The sequence below is a fragment of the Candidatus Acididesulfobacter guangdongensis genome (assembly GCA_004195045.1).
In the GTDB taxonomy this organism is placed as follows: domain Bacteria; phylum SZUA-79; class SZUA-79; order Acidulodesulfobacterales; family Acidulodesulfobacteraceae; genus Acididesulfobacter; species Acididesulfobacter guangdongensis.
The window spans coordinates 752,860-774,417 of record SGBC01000001.1; the positions used below are offsets into that span (position 1 = coordinate 752,860).

The 21,558-nt window shown below is 33.6% G+C and carries 17 protein-coding genes; 13 read left to right on the plus strand and 4 right to left on the minus strand.

The annotated features are described in order from the left end of the window. Positions 1-62: 62 nt before the first annotated feature. Positions 63-899 (minus strand): hypothetical protein, encoded by an 837-nt coding sequence (locus EVJ46_03450; GenBank protein ID RZD17296.1) that lies wholly within the window; start codon positions 897-899, stop codon positions 63-65. A 51-nt stretch (positions 900-950) separates the two neighbouring features. Further along, on the minus strand, positions 951-1,376 hold the full coding sequence (locus tag EVJ46_03455; protein RZD17297.1) for a hypothetical protein: 426 nt from the start codon (positions 1,374-1,376) through the stop codon (positions 951-953). Between the two features lie 522 nt (positions 1,377-1,898). Here EVJ46_03455 and EVJ46_03460 point away from each other — a divergent pair. Then, entirely contained in the window at positions 1,899-3,353 is a 1,455-nt protein-coding gene (locus EVJ46_03460; protein RZD17298.1) for an MBL fold metallo-hydrolase, read from the plus strand. 248 nt (positions 3,354-3,601) lie between these two features. On the opposite strand, the gene EVJ46_03465 is transcribed toward EVJ46_03460, so the two are convergent. Next, entirely contained in the window at positions 3,602-4,696 is a 1,095-nt protein-coding gene (locus EVJ46_03465; protein RZD17299.1) for a glycosyltransferase, read from the minus strand. A gap of 557 nt (positions 4,697-5,253) precedes the next feature. On the opposite strand from EVJ46_03465, the gene EVJ46_03470 reads away from it, so the two are divergent. The 6 genes from EVJ46_03470 to EVJ46_03495 all read left to right on the plus strand — a co-directional run bounded on the left by EVJ46_03470 (position 5,254) and on the right by EVJ46_03495 (position 13,318). Further along, on the plus strand, positions 5,254-6,213 hold the full coding sequence (locus EVJ46_03470; GenBank protein RZD17300.1) for a formate hydrogenlyase: 960 nt from the start codon (positions 5,254-5,256) through the stop codon (positions 6,211-6,213). A gap of 118 nt (positions 6,214-6,331) precedes the next feature. Next, complete coding sequence (locus tag EVJ46_03475) at positions 6,332-7,006, plus strand: hypothetical protein (protein ID RZD17301.1); 675 nt, start codon at positions 6,332-6,334, stop codon at positions 7,004-7,006. A 4-nt stretch (positions 7,007-7,010) separates the two neighbouring features. Continuing rightward, positions 7,011-8,528 (plus strand): hypothetical protein, encoded by a 1,518-nt coding sequence (locus EVJ46_03480; GenBank protein RZD17302.1) that lies wholly within the window; start codon positions 7,011-7,013, stop codon positions 8,526-8,528. A 20-nt stretch (positions 8,529-8,548) separates the two neighbouring features. Beyond that, entirely contained in the window at positions 8,549-9,937 is a 1,389-nt protein-coding gene (locus EVJ46_03485; protein ID RZD17303.1) for a hypothetical protein, read from the plus strand. 69 nt (positions 9,938-10,006) lie between these two features. Then, positions 10,007-10,993 carry a hypothetical protein gene (locus EVJ46_03490; GenBank protein ID RZD17304.1) on the plus strand — a complete coding sequence of 329 codons (987 nt, stop codon included), beginning with the start codon at positions 10,007-10,009 and terminating at the stop codon, positions 10,991-10,993. 120 nt (positions 10,994-11,113) lie between these two features. Continuing rightward, entirely contained in the window at positions 11,114-13,318 is a 2,205-nt protein-coding gene (locus EVJ46_03495) for a hypothetical protein (protein ID RZD17305.1), read from the plus strand. Here EVJ46_03495 and aksA read toward each other — a convergent pair. Beyond that, on the minus strand, positions 13,315-14,565 hold the full coding sequence (aksA, locus tag EVJ46_03500) for a homoaconitate hydratase (GenBank protein RZD17306.1): 1,251 nt from the start codon (positions 14,563-14,565) through the stop codon (positions 13,315-13,317). The two genes, EVJ46_03495 and aksA, sit on opposite strands and share 4 nt — an antisense overlap. A 489-nt stretch (positions 14,566-15,054) precedes the next feature. Here aksA and nifH point away from each other — a divergent pair, with 489 nt between their 5' ends. The 6 genes from nifH to nifK all read left to right on the plus strand — a co-directional run bounded on the left by nifH (position 15,055) and on the right by nifK (position 21,530). Further along, on the plus strand, positions 15,055-15,927 hold the full coding sequence (nifH, locus tag EVJ46_03505) for a nitrogenase iron protein (GenBank protein ID RZD17307.1): 873 nt from the start codon (positions 15,055-15,057) through the stop codon (positions 15,925-15,927). 97 nt (positions 15,928-16,024) lie between these two features. Beyond that, entirely contained in the window at positions 16,025-16,987 is a 963-nt protein-coding gene (gene nifB, locus EVJ46_03510) for a nitrogenase cofactor biosynthesis protein NifB (GenBank protein ID RZD17308.1), read from the plus strand. After that, positions 16,956-17,828 carry a methyltransferase domain-containing protein gene (locus tag EVJ46_03515; protein RZD17309.1) on the plus strand — a complete coding sequence of 291 codons (873 nt, stop codon included), beginning with the start codon at positions 16,956-16,958 and terminating at the stop codon, positions 17,826-17,828. The genes nifB and EVJ46_03515 overlap by 32 nt, the downstream gene beginning before the upstream one ends. Before the next feature lie 256 nt (positions 17,829-18,084). Next, positions 18,085-18,384 (plus strand): 4Fe-4S dicluster domain-containing protein, encoded by a 300-nt coding sequence (locus EVJ46_03520; GenBank protein RZD17310.1) that lies wholly within the window; start codon positions 18,085-18,087, stop codon positions 18,382-18,384. Between the two features lie 83 nt (positions 18,385-18,467). Next, the gene (gene nifD, locus EVJ46_03525; protein RZD17311.1) at positions 18,468-19,904 is read left to right on the plus strand and encodes a nitrogenase molybdenum-iron protein alpha chain; all 1,437 of its coding nucleotides are present in this window, start codon (positions 18,468-18,470) and stop codon (positions 19,902-19,904) included. 198 nt (positions 19,905-20,102) lie between these two features. After that, positions 20,103-21,530 carry a nitrogenase molybdenum-iron protein subunit beta gene (gene nifK, locus EVJ46_03530; protein ID RZD17312.1) on the plus strand — a complete coding sequence of 476 codons (1,428 nt, stop codon included), beginning with the start codon at positions 20,103-20,105 and terminating at the stop codon, positions 21,528-21,530. Positions 21,531-21,558 lie beyond the last annotated feature (28 nt).

Here is a 21,558-nt window from a genome sequence, read left to right on the forward strand (position 1 = left end):
CAATAAATATTTACTTATAACCACTTGGCTTATATCCTTAATTTAATTTTAATATAGTATAGTTATGATTTCAATATACCGATGATGATGCAATACAAGATGTCGGCAGCATTATTTGAAAATTCAATATCAAAATCCGAAAAATCATTATTACCGCCTGTGAAATTTTCAAGGTTTTTAATTTCTTCATCATGACTTATCTTATGAATAATATTACCCCTATTCATATTCATATTGCTTTTATTCGACGTATATAATTTCTTATCGGTAGTATCTGAATTATCTGACGCATAACAGCTGCCTGATACGTAACTATCAGACGCGTAATCTAACGCATAATTACCCAATAAATCCAGCTTGATAGATTTAAACATTTTATTTTTACCTAAGTGCAGCAGGCTGACTAAAGATTCTAAAAAATAATCCAATTTTTTTTCTATCTGTTTAATTTTTTTGTATGATTCTTTTTCTGCTGTATTTTCTTCGTTTATATCGTTTATATGTCCTTTAAAATTAAAATTAATTTTTGCATAGGATTTAAGATTCGATAATTCAGCCTGCAAATCGGATAATTCGCCTATATTGTTTATATATTCGCTTAAATCTTCAAATTTTGTAATAAGAATAGGGCATTCGGAATTTGTAAATGACAGGATATTTTTGATTTTTAAAATAATTTCTGTATCTTTAAGCGCTTCCAATATATTTTTGGCATAATCTTTAAATAAATCATTCAATTTATCTTTATCGGTTTTATTTTTAGTCGAATGCCTGCTTGAATTAATCTGTGAAATCAGACTGAGGCACTGCCATAATGCAAGATACGTTTCTATGGGTTCATTTTGTTTATTGGGATATAATGCGAGATAAGACAAAATTAGATCTCTAATGTTTTTCATATGCCGTCCGTTGAATATTTCATTAATTATTTTTTTTAATTGTAATTACCTTTAAAACAATGAAGGGTGCTGTTTTTTATATATTTTCTTGCTTTTATGATAAAGTACGGATAATGCATTTATACAATTTTTAAAACTGTGCCCTCCGCCTGTTATTATATTCTTGTACATCTGCACCGGTTCAAGGAGAGTTCCGTATAACTGGGCGAGATGTCGGAAATTATCGCCTATATTACTTTTCCAGCGTATAGGTTTTTTCGGGATATGAGGAGCAATAGCCGAAACAAGCATCTGATTGCAGCTGAACACTTCAGCTTTTGCTTTTTTTATATGAGATTTATAATATGTTAGAGAATATATTTTTTTAGGTTTAGGTTTAGCTGCGCATCCTGATAAAAAAATAGAAAAACCTGCTATTGCAATAATAGAAAAACTTAAAAATAATATTTTTTTAAATTCACCTGAGTACTGACCCATGTTGTATACCTCCGTAAACTAATTTTTAAATAATAACGTATAAAAAAATAAACTGCAAGATAAGCTATAATGTATTCTATGGCATATTTGCACTAATTAAGGATATAAAGAATAATCCGTAATGTAACTTATTGAAATATAGTTATAATAAAGTATGATAAAATTTAAAAAAAATATTAAAAAGCTGCAGAATATTAAATATAATTTGAAAAATATGATTAATTATATTTATTTTATATTCATAATGATTTATACTTTAAAAATAAAAATAATTAAAGTAAGATATAACTTGCGACATTTAAATAATTTATAGATAAATAACTTACAATCAGCATAAATGTATCAGTTATTATTGTAATTATTTATTGCGGATTTTATATTAACTTTTTAAATATTATTATTATATTATATCAACCGCTTAATTTAATTAAATCAAATTCAGCCGAACTAAACTAATAACCATGCATAGCTGAATCTGATAAACTTAAACTAAAAAGCATTATATCACAATCTGGAGGAAAATTGAAAATACAATCATTCGGCGCAGCAAAAACAGTCACGGGAAGCTGCCACATAGTTCATGAAAACGGCGTTAAAGTGATGATAGATTGCGGTCTTTTTCAAGGCAAGGATGAAGAAAATAAAAATTCTGAATTAGGGTTCAATCCGGCAGACATTGATTACTTAATACTTACTCATGCTCATCTTGACCACTGCGGCAGGATTCCTATGCTCATAAAAGGCGGATTCAAGGGAAAAATTTACTGCACAAAGCCGACATTTCAACTTGCAAGGCTGATAATGCTGGATACGGCAAAGATTATGCTGGAAGACTACAAGCACGATTTAAAAAAGAAACTCAGATATAATCCGGAAAAAAAATCTGATCCGCATTCTTTGACCCATTTATCTTCCGCATCTTTTGCATCCCGTTCTTCCGCTTCCGCTTCATCTTCGGCTCTGCTGTATAATGAGCTTGATGTTTTTGAAAGTTTAGACCATTTTAATCCTGTATTGACATATAACACCCCGTTTATCCTCGACGAAAAACATAATATCAAAGTAGAGATCAAAGATGCAGGTCACATTCTCGGTTCAAGTTTTGTAAAACTTATGTTCGGTGATAGTTCAATCATATTTTCAGGCGATCTCGGCAACAAAAATAAACCTATAGTCAATAATTTTTCATATCCCGACGAAGCCGATGCCGTATATATTGAAACTACGTACGGAGATAGGCTTCATAAAAGTTTTGACGATTCAAAAACAGAACTCTTAAATATTATCGAAACAACTTTTAAAAACGGCGGCAACGTTTTAATTCCCAGCTATGCTATGGAAAGAACGCAGGATATTTTATATATTCTGAAAGGATTCTATAAAAACGGCAAACTTCCAAAATGCAAAATATTTCTTGATTCTCCGCTTGCAATTAATATTACCGATATATTTCTTAAAAATCCCGAATATTTCAGAAAAGACGAACTGCAATTATTTCAAAAAGATAATCCCTTTGAAATACCTTACCTCACTGAAACAAGAGATGTTGAAGAATCAAAAGAAATAAACAGATTCACGGAAGGCGCAATTATAATAGCGGGAAGCGGTATGCTTACCGGCGGAAGAATGCTGCATCATCTTAAACATAATCTATGGAGAAAAGAAAATTCTATTATTTTCATAGGCTATCAGGCAAGAGGAACATTAGGCAGAAAAATTGTAGAAGGCGATAAAACTATCAATGTCTTCGGCGAGCATATTGACGTGAACGCTTCTGTTCATACGATAAACGGTTTTTCGTCGCATGCGGACCAGAACGAACTCATTGAGTGGCTGAGCGCTCTGAAAAATCAGTCTAAAACGAAAATATGCCTTATCCACGGCGACGAAGATAAGATGGATATTTTTAAAGAAAAAATAGCTCCTCTGGGCTTTAATGCTTACATTCCGTCATATGCTGAAGAAATTGAAATTTAATTCTGGGGTGTGCGCCGATTATTTATTGAAATTATTTAATTATTTATAATAACTTATAATAGTATTATTCAGTTAAACAAAGTAGCTAAACAGGCTAAATTAGATAGTTAATTTTACAGATAAATTATTAAATGATTATTAACATTAATTTTAATAAATTTCTGAATTAAAAAATAGTGATATCTTTATATAACTATATAACTATATAACTATATAATATATCAAATTTTCGACGCTGGATCAGGAAGCTACCGATGTATAAGCATATCTTCGTAAATACTTATAATCCTATTTACCGAAATATCCGATTTAAAAAGTCTGTTTGCCCTTTCAAAACCTTTTAATGCTTCTTTTTTCATAACATCAGGATTTTTGATATACGTTTCGATTGCTTCTTTAAGTTTAGCAGGGTCTTTAGGCGGTATGATAATATTTGTATTATCGTAAACTTCAGGTATTCCGCCGGTATTTGTTGCAATGCATGGTTTTTTCATAAACATGTATTCAATATTATTAACGCCGAAAGGTTCGTTTAAAGAGCATGAAACGGCAATATCAAACATATCTACAAATTTTCTCACATCTTTTTGATACCCCCAAAACTTAAAATTATCTGCAATACCCATTTTATTAACTATATTTTTCAGTTTTTTTTCATCATTGCCATTTCCTATGATATGGAACATTAACGATTTATTAGTCAAAGATTTTAAGCCGGATTTTAGCAGCAGTTCCGCTGCTTTTACAAGATAAACCTGACCTTTTTGTTCCGTGACTCTTCCTGTAATTCCGATATTAAAGAAATTTTTAAACTTATCAAGACTTTCATCACTGCCGGTATTATTTTTGTTGTTTATTAAATTGCAATTAGTATTAGTATTAGTATTGTTAATACTGTAATTAGTAAATTCATTTTCATCTATTCTTTCATAGGTTATATCCATCTTGTTTATAATTTCTTTTATGTTTAAAGCATTGTATTTTAGTTTGAAAATTTTATTTATAATCTTTTCGATATAACCGGGCGTATATCTTTTATATTCTTCACTTGAAAAATATTCAATAAAATAATTTTTTACTGACAGACTTACAAAAGATAATCTATCGGCAAGAGCGTAATACGGATAGCCGCTAAAAATATTAATGGTACTGAATACCGGTATTTTAAGGAAATTGCCGGCTAAAACCCCGAGGTAGTTTCCTGTTCCTAAGTGAGTATGTATTATATCTATATTTTCCGTTTCGCATATATTTATTATTTTTTTAACTGCAAAAACATTTTTTCTTTCAGGGTCTAAAATTGAATAATAAGGCACGCCGGCATTTTTTAATAAAAAAATCATTTTTTATTAAGAGAATGTATAAAAAAAAACGCTTTATGCCCTTTCTCAATCTGCTTTTTTGCAAGATAAACAGCGGAATTTTCAGCGCCGCCCCAACCTCTTGAAGAAATTATGTGGAGAATTTTCATATTCTATGAAATTTTTCTAATGTGCTGTATTTTCTTAATTATTTTATTACCTTAAATTAAAATTGTAAGTTCCTATTATAAACAAAATATAAATAGACTGCAAACAGATAAGTATGATGAAGATACACCTTAACCATACACTAGAATTTTATATTCTGTTGTCTATTGACTTTGAAATATCCCAATATTTTATATCGCAAAATTGTAGAATAAGGTATATTGACATTTATTTTTTTAAGGTGTACAATTTGATTGTATTTATACAAAGAGCAATGGGGTTCTGCTTATAACGCCTTTGGGTTGTTTTTTATCGTTTAAGGTTTTTGATTAAATCTTAAGGCTGATGACTCCTACATTATTAATTTTTAATTTACATTCTAACAAACAACAATAATAATGTAGATGCAGAATGGAGCTGTGACCCATTATATGGATATCTATATCACTTCAGCCGTCTTTCAGATATTTCAGATTATCACCGTCCTTGTATTTTCTCCGCTTATTGCCGGATTTATTAACAGAATTGAAGAGATTATTCAGGGTAAAAGAGGACCGTCTATATTTCAGCCGTATTATGACCTGTATAAGCTTTTTCATAAAGAAGTTATAATTTCCGAAGATTCGTCTTTTGTTTTTCGTTTTGCCCCCTTTGTTTCCTTTATATCAATGATACTTATTACTATGCTGATACCTGTTCTGACTGCGTACCCCCTGCCGCTGGGGTTTATGGGAGATATGCTGGGCGGAGCTTTTCTGTTTTCGCTGTCTTCTTTTTTCATAAACATAGCTTCGCTTGATAAAGGTACAAGTTACGGCGGGCTCGGCTCTTCAAGGGCAACTGTTCTTGCTATTCTTTCAGAACCTACGCTGATATTAGTTTTTGTGGGGGTTGCCTTAATTGCAAAATCAACTTTGCCTTATGTAATGCTGAATACTATAATTTCTCATTTGCCTTTATATTTCAGTTCTTCGCATTTTTTAATAATAACGGCTTTTTTTTTGCTGTTTCTTGCCGATACTGACAGAAGACCGATAAACGCATCTACGCATGTTGAAATGAGTATGATTGAAGAAGCCCGCATATTGGATTACTCAGGACCGTATCTGGCGCTGCTGAAATGGAGCGGCTATATGAAGCAATTTTTATTGCTCGTTATTTTCTTAAATGTTCTGGTTTTTCCGTGGGGTCTTGCGGTAAATCATAGTCCTCTATCGCTGTTTATCGCAGTTATCACATTAATTTTTAAAATGTTCATAGTAGGTATAATCGCGGCGCTGATTGATACATCCATATCAAGATTAAGATTTTTCAGATATCAGGAATATTTTGCTGCCGCTTTTGTATTAAGCGTATTAGCTATAATGACTTTTCAGTATAAAGGATTTTAGACTTTTCCTTTAGACATCTTTAGACATATTTATTAATTATTTATTACTGGTAAAAATATGATGTTATTGGCTATGAGTTTAAACTAATAATATATAAGAACTCTTGGAGAATATAATTATGCTGGGACTTGCGCTGCCTGTTTATTTAAATGTGACGATTGATTTATTGACGGCTTTCATACTTCTTTTGTCTTTTGTAATGCTGAGTTCTAAGTGGATATCGTTTTACATTCACGCATACGGTATTCAATCCTTTCTGATTTTTATACTGACGCTTATTCTCGGTATTGAAACGCGCAGCGTGAATTTGTATATGGTCGCTCTATTGACGCTGATAGTAAGATGCTTGGCTGTGCCGTATATGCTTTTAAATATGATGAAAAAGTTTAACATAAAAGAAGAGATAAATTTCAGCATAAAAATTCCGGCATCCATTATTATTGGGCTTATTCTGACGGTATTCGGCTATTTTTTAACATTCAGGCTTATTCATAATTTTGCGCCGGATATAATTATAAATTCAGCAGCTATTGCCTTAAGTTTAATATTTATAGGATTTTTTATGATTATATCAAGATATACTACAATAACCCATATTTTGGGTTTGCTCGTGATTGAAAACGGTATTTTTCTGTTTTCCGTCATATTAACGCCGACACTGCCTTTAATAGTGGAATTAGTCGTTCTTTTCGATATTCTTGTCACTGTAGTTGCAATGTTAATTCTTTCAATGGTAATGAAAATAAAAACCGGTTCATTTTCAACGGGAATGTTGAATAGGCTTGTGGGATAATTTTATGAAAATATTAATAATAATATTTCTGTTTATACCTTTAATTGCAGGGCTTTGCTCTTTCGTATTAAAAAATAAAAGAGTCTCAGAAGCGCTGACATTTATATCATCGATTGTTTCGCTCTCAATATCCGTCGCTTTTTTAATTTATTTAATGAGCGAAAGAGGTTCTGCAGGCGTCATATCTATTTTTAATAATGCCGTAGTTATAGATAAATTTAGCGCTTATATTGTTTTATTAGTCGCTCTTATTTATTTTTTATCTTCCATGTATTCAATTTCCTACATGAAACTTGCCGTGAAAAATGAATCTGTTACGGATAGCGAGTTTTTTCGTTATTATTTATTAATTAATCTGTTTGCTCTTACTATGCTTGTTGCGCCTATCCTGAACAATATGGCGCTTTACTTGATTGATATCGAACTTACGACTATAACAAGCTCTTTTTTGGTTATCACCGAAATTACGGAAAAATCTATCGAAGCAGCATGGAAATATATAGTTGTAGTTTCAAGCGGCATTTCGCTGGCTTTATTAGGAACGGTTCTATTTTATTTGTCGGGAAACCTGCATGGTATTTACGGTTTGCATGTGTCTTCGTTAGATTGGACTGTTCTAAGCGCCCATTCCGCATATTTGAACAAAGATTTAGTTAAGATAGCGTTTATTTTAATAGTGATAGGTTTAGGCACTAAAGTCGGACTTGCGCCGATGCATACATGGGTTCCGGATGCGTATTCCGAAGCGCCTTCTCCTGTGTCCGCAATGCTTGCGGCTTCTTTAGAAAATGTTGCGCTGTACGGCATTATAAGATATTTTAACATAGCAGGAGGAAGCACCGGTTTTAATTATCCGGAGACGGTACTCGTTATAGCAGGAATTTTTTCTATATTTGTGGGTATCATGGGTATAATTAATCAGAATTCTACTAAAAGACTTTTTGCATATTCTAGTATTGAACAGATGGGTATTATAAGTTTAGGTTTTGGACTTGGCGGTGTTTTTGGAACATTCGGCGCGCTTTTTCAAATGCTGGCTCATAGTTTATCAAAACCTATAATGTTTTACGGCTCAGGAAATTTGCTTCATAAATATAAAACAAAGGAGATTAAAAATATAAAAGGAGTTATCTATACGATGCCCAAAACTGCTTTTTTATATATAGCCGGGGCTCTGACCCTTGTAGGAGCTCCACCTTCTGCGGCATTTATAGGTGAATTTTTAATACTTCTGGAAAGTTTTAAAAAAAGCGATTATTTTATATCGGCGCTGCTGATAATATTGCTTATAGCAGCTTTTATTGCAATATTAGCCAAGATAAATTCAATGATTTTTGGAGTGTCAGGCGAGAATGCAAATATATATGATGCGAACAATGTGCAGCTCAAAAGAGGAGATTTCGGTCCGGCTTCATTAGTGCCTATGGCGATACCGCTAATACTTACAATTTTTTTAGGGCTATATATTCCATCGCCGCTAAAGTCTTTTTTAGACGGAATAGTACGCATAATAATCAAATAGAAACAAGCATAAAAATAAAAATGAGACATCAGCCTATGTTTAAAAAATTTTTGGGCGATTATGAATTTATCTGGGGTCCGGTTAAAAAAGGCGTATGTGAATCTTCATATTACCATTTTTTAACTTCAAGCGAAGAGTTGCATGAGCTTGATATAACTCTCGGCTATAAAACCAGAAATGCAATGAATGCAGCACGGGGAAAAGGTAATTTATACGAACAGATTTTAATCATGGAACGGATTGCAGGAACGCATGCTTTTGCAGCTTCTTTAAGCTATTGTCTTGCTGCGGAGGATTATTTCGGGCTGACTGACAAATTGCCGGATTACATAAAATTAATAAGGATGTTTTTTGCCGAATTAGAAAGATTAAGAAATCATATAGAAAATTTATCCGAAATATCCGGTTCTACATATTTAGAAGTGCCGTCTTCGCTATATGCCTATTACGCTGAAAAAATTAAACAGCTTTCATCGGAGATTGTATTTTCAAGATATCTTATGGGTATTAATACTGTAGGCGGAGTAAGATTAAATAATGTACTCTGCCATAAGTTTATTGACAATAGCAATAGCAATAACGATAGCAATATTTACAATAATAGTAATAATAATGATATTGGCAATGATAGTGCAGCTAATTTTAAATGTTTTGAGTATATAGTAAAAGCAATAGGTTCTTATATAACAGATATTGAAAAAATAATAAAGCAGAACTCGGAAACCAAATCGCATATTGACCGATTAAAAACTACAGGAAAGATTAATCCTGAAATTGCCGAAAAACTTCATGCTGAAGGCATTGTTGCTAAAAGCGCAGGGATTAGCCGTGATTTAAGATTAAAATATCCTTACTTGCTTTATAAAGATATTGCCCTGAAACCTGTTTTGTATAATGACGGCGATGCGCTTTCAAGATATCTTGTAAGAATAGGCGAGATAAGGCAGTCGTTTGATATTCTTAAAATTTGTTTTGAAAAATTGACAAAAAATATGTCAGAATCGAATATAAATACGGATGATATTTATGGGCACGGCAAAAATATAATTAATACAGGCAAGCTGCAGCATGATATGCGCAGTATATATAATTATAGCAATAGCGATAATAATAGCGACGGCAATAATGATAGCAATAGCGGCGGATATAATAGCGATGTTTATCAGAATTTGTTCTTATCAGGTGTTCCGCATGGAAAATACGGTTTTGGTTCCGTTGAGTCGTCGGAAGGTCCGATATTCTGCATAACTGGAAGATTTGACGGCAAAATTTTTAAAAAAATCAATATTAAATATCCGTTCGAAAATAATTTTAAGGTATTCAAACATTTTACTAAAAATACTATGATGATGGATTTCAATATTAACGAAACGAGCTATAATTTTTCGGTTGCGGCGTGCGACAAATAAATATAATAGATAAAATTAAATTTAACTAGGCAGAATAATTAATAATTTATCTTATCGGGGCAGATTTTAATGGCTATATGGACATATAACGGTTTAAAATTCGGAATTAAATCAGTAAATTTTCCAAAGGAAAACGATTTTTACGAAGGTTTTTTTTCGTATTTAAAATTTGATACCGATAAATGCTTAAATTTTAAAGAAACTTTAGACAGTAATGATTTACCTTGTTTAAAATGTCAGGAAGTGTGTCCGACAGGCGCAATAGATATTTTAAATATTTACGATAGCAAAAATAGCGCAAATTATGCAAATAGGGCAGATAAAGAGAACAGAACAGGTAAAATAATTAACGGCGCAGATAATATCAGCGCAAATAAAATTAATAAAATTCATAAAAAAATCGATAAAATCAATACAGAAGTAAAAGACATAATAGACATAAAAAAATGCATATATTGCGGATTGTGCGTCTCGGAATGTTCAAATATAGCCGAAGCCGTCAGTTTTTCCAACTTTATCGGTAAAGATAATATTAATGAAGCTCATGTTAAGAATAATATAAAAAATAATGCCAAAAACAGCGATAAAAAAAAGTTTGGTTTTTTTAAAAAATCTTTATTCGTAAAACATATAGACTCAGGTTCCTGCGGAGCATGCGAATCGGAGATAACGGCGTTGAATAATCCGTATTATAATATGCACAGACTAGGAATATTTATAACGCCGAGCCCCAGATTCGCCGATGTAATATTGCTGACCGGCGTATTTACCGATAGAATGTCCGATATTTTTTACAATGTGCTGGATAATACTCCGAATCCGAGATTCATACTTCTTGCAGGCGTATGTCCTATTTCCGGAGGCATCTGGAGCAGTTCTGCCCGGCATATAGGCGGTTCTGAAAGCCGGTTAAATAATTCCGGTTTTTTAAATAATAAAAAAAACGGCAATATTTTAAAAACTGAAAATATAATACTGGTGCCCGGATGTCCGCCAAATCCATTTATGATACTTAACGTATTGCTGTCGATAAAGTCCGGCGGCTTTGCAATGTAAGAAGTACGATATGATAATGATAAGCGAAGCGCATTATACCCAAAATTGCCGATGGAAATTTTAAAATTAAATTAAGCATGTAAATAATTATGGAAAAGTTTGAAGGAAAAATAAACTAATATGAATAATCTTGCAGATAATCAGGCGGCGTATATCTATTTTTACTATTTGTTTATGATTTTTTCGATAGGCGGAATAGTAGTTTCATTTTCAGGCATGATTTTTAAAAAATTTAATAAAGCCTATATAGCAGGCAATATTCTTTATATGGCTGCATCTTTTTTTGCAGTGATATCAGCCCTGTCTTTTTTTATTAAGCCCGTATATAATTTCTTTAATCTATTTGAATTTAACTTGAATTACGCCGGCGGCAGTGTGCTATTCAGCATCGGCAGATATTTTCCGGCAGGCAATATACTGATGAGATTAGATTCGCTTAGTGCTTTTTTTATTTTATTTTCCTTTAGCGTATTCTTTTACATTTCTCTATATCAGATAAAATATATTGAAAGATTTAAAGAAAAAATTAATCTGTCAAGTTTTACTTTTTTATTTGGGATTATGCTTTTAAGCGTTTATTTTACGCTGTTTTCATTTAATGCCTTCATTTTTATGATAAGCTGGGAAGTAATGGCTGTGTCTTCCTATCTTCTGGTGCTTGGCAAACATTATATTAAGGGCACCGTTAAAGCCGGTTTTTTGATGTCGACGATTATGGAATTCGGCGGTATGCTAATAATCGCCGCTATTATGCTTCTATATGTCCATTCCGGAAGTTTTAATCTGTTCGGCATGAGAGATATTGTTATTGCACCGGAACTTAAGGATGTTATATTCCTGCTATTTTTATTCGGTTTCGGAGCAAAAATAGGCATAGTGCCTCTGCACATCTGGCTACCGGAAGCGCATCCGGCTTCTTTATCGGGGGTTTCCGCAATTTTAAGCGGCGTTTTAACGTCTGCAGGCGTATACGGGGTTATGAGATTCGGTCTGTATGTGCTGCATCCGGTAAATACGGCATTATTTTTAGGAACCGTAACTATCGTTATAGCTGTATTGACTATGTTTTTCGGGGTAGTATATATGGCTCAGACCCATGATTTAAAAGTTTTATTGTCGTATTCGACCGTTGAAAATATGGGTCTTATTCTGACCGGCATTGGAGCATCTTTATATTACAGATATTTTAATCTTGAAGGTCTTGCCGCTCTTGCGCTTCTGGCGTCTTTATACGCATTGATAAATCATGCTTTTTTTAAAAGCCTTCTTTTTATGGGCGCAGGAAATGTCGAATATGAAACGGACAGTCATGATATGGATAAATTCGGCGGTCTGCTGCAAACTATGCGATTAACCGGAATTTTAGTGTTTATAGGGGTATTATCGGCAGCGGCTATGCCTCCTTTAAACGGATTTGTTTCAGAATGGCTTAATCTGGAAGTGGTTTTTTTAGGTTTTAATATACACAGTATTTTGCCGAGGATAGTGCTTTTTTCGGCAGGTGCGGTTTTAGCGCTCAGCGCTGCAATGGCGATAGCCAACTATGTGAAACTTTACGGCATAACCTTCCTTAGTTCAGCAAGGTCGAAAAAGGCGATGAAAGCTAAGGAAGTTCCGTTATTAATGAATATTGCCATTTTAATTCCGGTGCTCCTCAGCATATCGTTATCTGCTTTTATGTTTTTTTATACTCCTTTCATGTCTAGAGTATCAAACTTGATTTATCATATAAATATAAATGATAAAATAATGCATAATTATATTTTTATCCCGTATTATAATACTTTTTCTGCGTCTAGTCCGGTTTACCTATTTTTTGTATCAATAATCCTGTTAATTGTTTTATATATAATTTACCGTTATTTGCTTAAACCTGAAAAAAGATATGTAAAATATGCCTGGACGGGAGGAACCGAAAGCTCAAACCAGCATGCGCAAATTTCTGCTTTAGGTTTTTCAAACGCAATAAGGATAATGTTTAATATTGTTTATAAATCGAGGCAGAGAATTGAAACGAGGACGATAAAAACTTTGTATGCCGATACGAATTCTGATTCTGGCATAGACGCGGATAATGCGGACAATAGAGGCTTGCACGCCGGTACAAAAAATCCTTTCCCTTATGCTTCTTTTTATCACGATTCAAGCGGATACGGTTCTTACATATTCCCCCTGTTAGAATATTATCTTTATATGCCGGTTATAAAATTTTTTAACCGTCTAAGTTCCTTGACTACTTCAAGACTGCAGAACGGTTCATTAAACGTGTATATATTTTATATATTTTTCGTATTTCTTGCAGCGCTGTTTATAGTGATAATTTAATGTTTAATATTAAAATAAATGTCCATAATTTCACCGTCGTTTAAATTTCTTTTTATATCTATAGATTTTTGTCTGACGGCAGATAAAATATCTTTAGCTTCCGTTTCATTTATAGCGATGCCCATTTTTTTTAATTTGAATTTAATAATAGATGTGCCGCTGTGTTTTCCGGCTAATAATTTTCTTTTGAGTCCAACTTCTTCCGGCTGATACGGTTCATAATTTATCGGGTTTTTAATAATGCCGTCCGTATGAATACCTGCTTCATGATGAAAAATATTTCTGCCGAGGATAGGTTTGTTCACCGGAATAGGTCTTTTAGTGATTTTTGCTATAATTTCGGCAAGTTTTTTTACTTTCTTAAAATCAAAATCTATTTCTTTTTTTTCTATAAATTTAAAATAAGCAATAACTTCTTCTAAAGCGCAATTCCCGGTTCTTTCTCCTATACCCGCAATGCTGCCTGAGACAAAGTCGGCTCCGGCTTCTATAGCCGCTACAGAATTTCCTGTCGCCATGCCTAAATCGTTATGAGCATGTATTTCAATTGCTATTTGTTTAAACTTAGACTTTATAAGTTTTATATTCTTATATATTTCAAGAGGATTTAAAATGCCGACTGTATCGGAATATCTGTATTTATAAGCACCTTCGCTTTCCGCAATATTTATTATTTCATAAAGATTGTCTTTATCAGCTCTTGACGAATCTTCGCCTCCTACGGAAAATACGACTTGTTCCTTTATTAAAATGCGGCAAATATTAATTAAAGTTTTTTTTACATAATCAAAATCTTTATTAATTTTATACTGCATATGGATATCTGATATAGGTATAGAAATATGAACATAGCGCATTCCAATATCAAGCGATGCTTTAACATCGTCTATATTAGCTCTGTTCCATGATATAATTTTTGCATTTAAACCTAAGGAATTAATGGTTTTTACGGCGTCCTTCTCTTCTCCGCCCATTATAGGAATGCCTGCTTCTATTTCATTTACGCCGATTTCATCAAGCATTTTTGCAATGATTATTTTTTCATTATATGAAAAGATAACCCCGGCAGTCTGTTCTCCATCCCTGAGGGTTGTATCGTTTATCAAAAAATTGCCGTGTTTTTTATCTTTTGATTTTTTCATAAAATTTTGTGCAATAAAATTATTATATTTATATATGATATATCTTGCGCTTAAACAATTCCATCTATTATTCTGATTTATAATATAACACGTAATTAATAGCATAAAATATGCCAGCGCACATATAGAATTTAAAGGTCTTTCCCGTCTTTTATGAATAATTGTAGATTTTATATTGATGTAAAATTAATCATTAACAAATATTATGCACAAAAATTAGGCATATTATTTGTTAATTTTGTAATAATAACAAGACATTTGATGCTTTCCAATTAATTTATTAATTTTTTAAAATAGTTTAATTGCATGGCATGGCATAAGAGAGCATTTATTATTATAGTAAATTATATAAGTGATTATTTTCTAATTTATGATTATTATTTTTATTTGGCATAATTTATGCATTGTAATAAATAACGATAAAAAATAATGGGATTAAGATTAATAAACATAAAAACATAATAAACATAAAAGCATTAATAAAATAACTATAGAAATTTTAATATTTTTTAATAGTTATATTTATTTGATATTTAACACGTAACGCATGATAAAAAATTAAAAAACTAATTATTTTTTTGGAGGGAAACAAAAATGAGACAGATTGCAATTTACGGAAAAGGCGGCATAGGCAAATCCACAACAACGCAGAATACTTTAGCTGCTTTAGCCGAGCGCGGCAAAAAAATAATGCTTGTAGGATGCGATCCTAAGGCTGATTCAACAAGGCTTTTATTAGGCGGCGCGACTCAGGAAACCGTTTTAAATTCTGTTAAGGATGTCGGTCAGGAAAATGTTACGGAAGAAGACGTCTTCAGAATAGGATTTGGCGGAGTCAGATGTGTTGAATCAGGCGGACCGGAACCAGGCGTCGGATGTGCGGGCAGAGGCATTATTACTTCTATTACAACATTAGAACAGCTTGGAGCATACGAGAAAGAACTTGATTATGTATTTTATGATGTTCTGGGTGATGTTGTATGCGGCGGCTTCGCAATGCCAATAAGGGAAGGGTATGCAAAAGAAATATATATAGTCTGCAGCGGAGAACTTATGGCGTTATATGCTGCAAATAATATAGCCAAAGGTGTTTTAAAATTTGCAAATTCGGGCGGAGTCAGAGTAGGCGGATTAATTTGCAATTCAAGAAATGTTGATAATGAGAAGGATATGGTTGAAGCTTTTGCAAAGAAACTGGGTACTCAATTGATACATTTTATCCCAAGGGATAATGTTGTCCAGAGAGCTGAAATAAAAAAGAAAACTGTCATAGAACACGAAACAGGCGCAAAGCAGGCTGATGTTTACAGAGAATTGGCAAGAAAAATAGAAGAAAATGAGATGTTTGTTATTCCTACACCTATGGCTATGCAAGAGCTGGAAGATTTAATGATGGAATACGGCTTCATGGAAGAATACGAAAGAACTACGGAAGCAGCAGCCGCAGCAGCCGCAGCAGCAAAATAAATTGTTTAATTAATTTTTCTTTTATTATTTTATAAGTTTTGTATTTTATCTGTCATGCCAATAAAACGGCAGAATTACTTAAAAAAGGCAAATTATCATGAAAACAGACAATAAAGCAATTAACGGCATAAGGAATATAAAAAAAGACGGGAATAGCAATGCCTCAGATTATAATAATAACGAGGACATTAAAAGGCATCCGTGTTTTAGCGTAGAAGCATCAAAATCTTACGGCAGAATACATTTGCCTGTTGCCAAAAGCTGCAATATTTCGTGCAATTATTGTCATAGAGATTATGATTGCCCAAATGAATCAAGACCGGGAGTCACAAGCAGGCTTTTAGCTCCTGAAGAAGCGGTAGAAAGAATATATGAGGTAAAATCTCTTTATAATGAAATAAGCGTTGCTGCGGTGGCAGGTCCGGGAGACAGCCTTGCAGACCCGGATAATACGCTTAAGACATTTGAGTTAGTCAGAAAAGAATTTCCTGAATTAATATTTTGCATGAGTACAAACGGTCTTAATTTAAAAGAAAATATAAACAACCTTAAAGACGCGGGTATAAAATTTATTACGGTAACATTAAATGCAACGGATGCAGCTATTGCTTCTAAAATTTATAGATTTGTTAATTATAAGGGTATTTGCTATAAAGGCAGTGAAGCGGCAGAACTGCTGCTTGAAAAGCAGCTGGAAGGCATAAGAATCGCTGTTTCTGAAGGGCTTACCGTTAAAATAAATTCGGTATTAATACCTGGAATTAACGATAAGCATATAAAAGAAATGTCTGAAAGCATTAAAAAAATGGGAGTATATCTTTTTAATGTAATGCCTATGATACCGGCAGATAAATCATTTTTTCAAAAAATAGGTGTTCCGGCTGCCACAAGGCAGGATATAGCTAATGTAACAGACGGTATAACAGGAATTAACATCATGAAGCATTGCCGGCAATGCAGATCGGATGCCGCGGGTCTGCTTGGAAAGGATATAAGCAGCAAGTTGAATAATAATAAGGAGAAAGATCATGATAACAGAAAATGCTGTTCAGGGGTGTAAACTGCAGAAAAGTTTAAATTTTTCACAGGATGAAGAATTATATATAGCAACTTCCGATACTAAAGGAAAAATGGAAAATGATTATAAACCATTTGTGAATAAAATTTTGAACAGCATTTCCTTTGTGCCTGATTCGGTACTTGATCTTGGCTGCGGTCCCGGTTATATAGCGCGGAGATTTAGCGAAGTTCTTCCTAATGCTAATATTGTAGGCGTTGATATTTCTGAGATTATGATTAGCCATGCTTTAAAAAGTTCTGCTAAGATTACAGATGAAGCAAATCCAAATTTTAGCAGAAGAGATATGCAGGCTGCAGGTGCGAGATTTGCAAACAATTATTATGATAATTGCGATAATAAAATTAAAAACAATATGTATGATGCGAAAGTTGCTGAACATATGGCGGCTGCAGGCAATCTAAATGTCAATTTAAACGTCAATGCCTATGATTTAAACAACGGTTATTTTCATCAAAAACTGCGGTATTTGATTGCTAACAGCGAATGTCTGCCTTTTAGCGACAATTATTTTGACGTTATTATTTTAAAAGGAACATTTAAATGTTTGGAAAGAAAAGCCGAATCTCTCAAAGAAATGCACAGAATATTGAGCAGCCGCGGAGAGATATTAATATTTGAATTCAGGAAGGATATACCTGAAGATGAGTTTTTGATTCTCACAAAAGACATGCAGCCTCAAAAAGTCAGGTCATTAAGAAATAAGCTTAATTGTTCGCCGGATTTAGCAGAATATAAATATTGTCTGTCTAAATCAAATTTGTCAAAATTTGCCGAAATAACGAGCGACGGACTTGATTTAAAAATACGCATAGTAAAATAGTAAAATAGTTAAATAATTAAAGTTAAATAGTTAAATAGATGAATAATTATATTGTTAAATAGTTTATATAGCTGTTTATATAGCTAATCGGTACTTATTCAATTAATTATTAATTAATTATTTAAATAAAAAAATAGATATATTCAGATATATAAAAATATATAAAAATGAAGTAAATAAATAAAAAAATTAATATAAATATATAAAGATAAATAAAATAGATATAATAAAAATTAAAAAACAGGAGAAAATTTTTATGAGTATTATGGACGGTTTTAGCGGAAATATTGAAGAATATATAGTAGCTCCGAGAAAATCAGGTTCAAAATGGGTACCGCATTTTTTAGTAGCTTTTGACCAGGAAAGCTGCATTTCATGCGGCAGATGCATCAAAGTGTGTCCCGGAGGAGTTTACGTCTTTGAAGATGAAGGCGATAAGATGGTGGTTAGAATTGAAAATATGGATGATTGTCTCGGAGATATGTCATGCGAAAAGGTCTGCCCGAAGAACAAGACGATGCATCTGCATAAATTTGAACCGCTGCAAAAACAGTAAATTGTGAACTGTAAAACGATGCTATGTTAATTTAGTTAACTTTAACTGCATATAAGCAAGCATAAATCTATGGAGGAATTAAAATGGCTATTAATATTAAAGAAAGCGAAGAGATAGTTGAAGATGTGCTGAACATCTATCCAGAAAAACCGAGAAAAAACAGGCAGGAGCATATAGGCGTCAACAAAAAAGATGCCTGCGGGTCTTGCATAGCTAAATCTAATTTGAAATCTCTGCCGGGCGTCATGACTCCCAGAGGCTGCGCATATGCCGGTTCTAAAGGTGTTGTGTGGGGTCCTGTAAAAGATGTTATTAATATCAGCCACGGTCCTATAGGATGCGGGCATTACAGCTGGGGAACAAGAAGGAATTTAGCCAATGGAGTACCGGGCGTGGAAAATTTTATGCCTTTTCAGTTTACTACGGATTTCAGGGAGCGCGATATTGTTTTTGGCGGCGATAAAAAATTAGAACAGGCGATACATGAATTAAAAGGACTTTTTCCAACTACCAAAGGATTTGTTGTGGAATCGGAATGTCCCATAGGTCTTATAGGCGATGATATTGAGGCTGTAGCTAAAAAGACGTCCGCTGATTTAAACACAACGGTAATTCCTGTAAGATGCGAGGGTTTCAGAGGCGTCAGCCAATCTTTAGGACATCATATCGCCAATGATTCAATAAGGGATTATGTTGTCGGTACTGGCAAATTAGACGACAGTCAGAAAACTAAGTATGATGTTGCAATTTTAGGCGATTATAATATAGGAGGAGACGTCTGGGCTTCAATGAAGGTTATTACAGAAATGGGTTTGAATGTAATTGCCCACTGGAGCGGCGACGGGTCAATCGAAGAGATGAGAATTACGCACGAAGTTAATTATATACTTCTTCATTGTTATCGTTCGATGAATTATATTTCAAATTATTATAATGAGAAATACGGGATTCCGTGGATTGAATACAATTTCTTCGGTCCCACGAAAATAAAGGAAAGCATCAGAAAAATAGCCGCTTTATTTGACGAACATATACAGGAGCAGTCAGAAAAAGTAATTGAAAAGTACGAACCCAAAATGCAGGCGGTTATAGACAAATATAGACCGAGATTGGAAGGCAAAAAAGTCATGATACTTGTTGGAGGACTTAGACCGAGGCATATAGTCGGAGCGTATGAAGACCTAGGAATGCAGGTTGTTACCGCTGCTTATGAGTTTGCACATAGCGATGATTATGAAAGAACGACCAAAGAATTAGAAGACGGGGCTATTGTGGCAGATGATTTAAACGAACATGAGTTTATCGAACTTGCGCACAGATTAAAACCGGATTTAGTTGCATCGGGGATAAAAGAAAAATATGTTTTTCAGAAAATGGGCATACCTTTCAGACAGATGCATTCATGGGATTATTCCGGTCCTTATCACGGATATGACGGCTTTGAAATATTTGCAAAAGATATGGACCTTGCAATTAACAGCCCGTCATGGAAATTTGTAAAACCGACATGGAAAAAATAAAGAAATAAACGGTAATAATATCCGTATGTTAACTTATATATAATTGATATTCAATCAATAGTAGACAGCATCTCGGTTTGCAAATTTTGAGAAATATTTTGCAGTTACAGTAAGTAATTATAAGAAGTTGTATATTATTTGCGGCGGTAATGCCGGCATTATTTATAAATACAAATAAAATTTGAGGAGGCTATTCAAATGGCTAAGATGACTAAAGAAGAAGTCCGGCAAACTAAAGACTGGATGAAAACCGAGGAATATAAAGAATTAAATTTTAAAAGAAAATCTATTGTAATTAATCCTGAAAGAGCTTGCCAGCCTCTCGGAGCCGTTCTATGTTCCGCAGGATTTGAAGGAACTATGCCATTTGTCCACGGTTCGCACGGCTGCGTTGCTTATTATAGAAATAATTTATCAAGACACTTCAGAGAACCGATTGCGGCGGTTTCTACCTCTCTTACGGAAGACGGAGCAGTGTTCGGGGGACAGGCAAACGGGTTTGAAGGTTTTAAAAATTGTTTGAATCTTTATAAACCAAAAATGTTTGCAATATCTACAACCTGTATGACGGAGGTTATAGGCGATGATTTGGGGGCGATAGTAAATAATGCCAGAGCAAAAGGATTTTTGCCTGAAGATGTGCCTGCGCCTTATGCGAACACTCCGAGTTTTGTCGGTTCCCATATAGACGGTTACGATAATATGCTTGCTGCAATTATAGATACGTTAGGGGTTAAAAGCGAATCCGTTTCAGACGCCATAAATATAATACCCGGTTTTGATACGACTACCGGCAATATTAATGAAATAAAAAGACTTTTAACAATCATGAAGGTACCGTACCTTGTTATTGCGGATTACTCTAATACGCTGGATTCTCCGCTGAACGGCGAATATAAGCTATACAATGAGGGCGCAACTACCTTAGAAGATACAAAAAATTGCGTTAATAACAAAGCGACTATTGCGCTTCAGAAATTCAGCACCAAAAAGACGATTGCTTTATTAGCGGATAAGTTTAAACAGGAAGCAAAAGCAGTTAAAAGTCCGGTTGGAATAAAATTTACAGATGAATTTCTTATGGCCGTTTCTGAAATTACCGGAAAAGAAATTCCAAAAGAAATTGAAGATGAAAGAGGCAGAGCGGTTGACTCAATGACGGATGCGCAGCAGTATATTCACGGCAAAAAATTTGCAATATTCGGCGACCCTGATATATTAACGGGGCTGACAAGCTATTTGCTGGAAATGGGCGGCATTCCTAAATATGTGCTGTGTTCTAACGGTAATGAAGAATTCAAAAATGATGTTGAAGCATTGCTGAAAGAATACGGATGCGATGAAGGGGAGGTCTATATAGATAAAGACCTGTGGCACCTGCACTCTCTTGTAATGACCGGACCTGTCGATATGCTTATAGGACCGAGCCACGGAAAATTTGTAGCAAGAGAAGCCGGCGTTCCTCATATCAGATTAGGATATCCTATTTTTGACAGGGTCAATATCCACCGTTATCCCTTTTACGCCTATTCAGGAGTAATTAATTTAACGACATGGATAGTAAATAAATTCATTGAGATTGTAGATGAAACATCTGATGATGCTCATTTTGAGCTTTTAAGATGAAAAATCTATAAAATAAAATTTATACAGT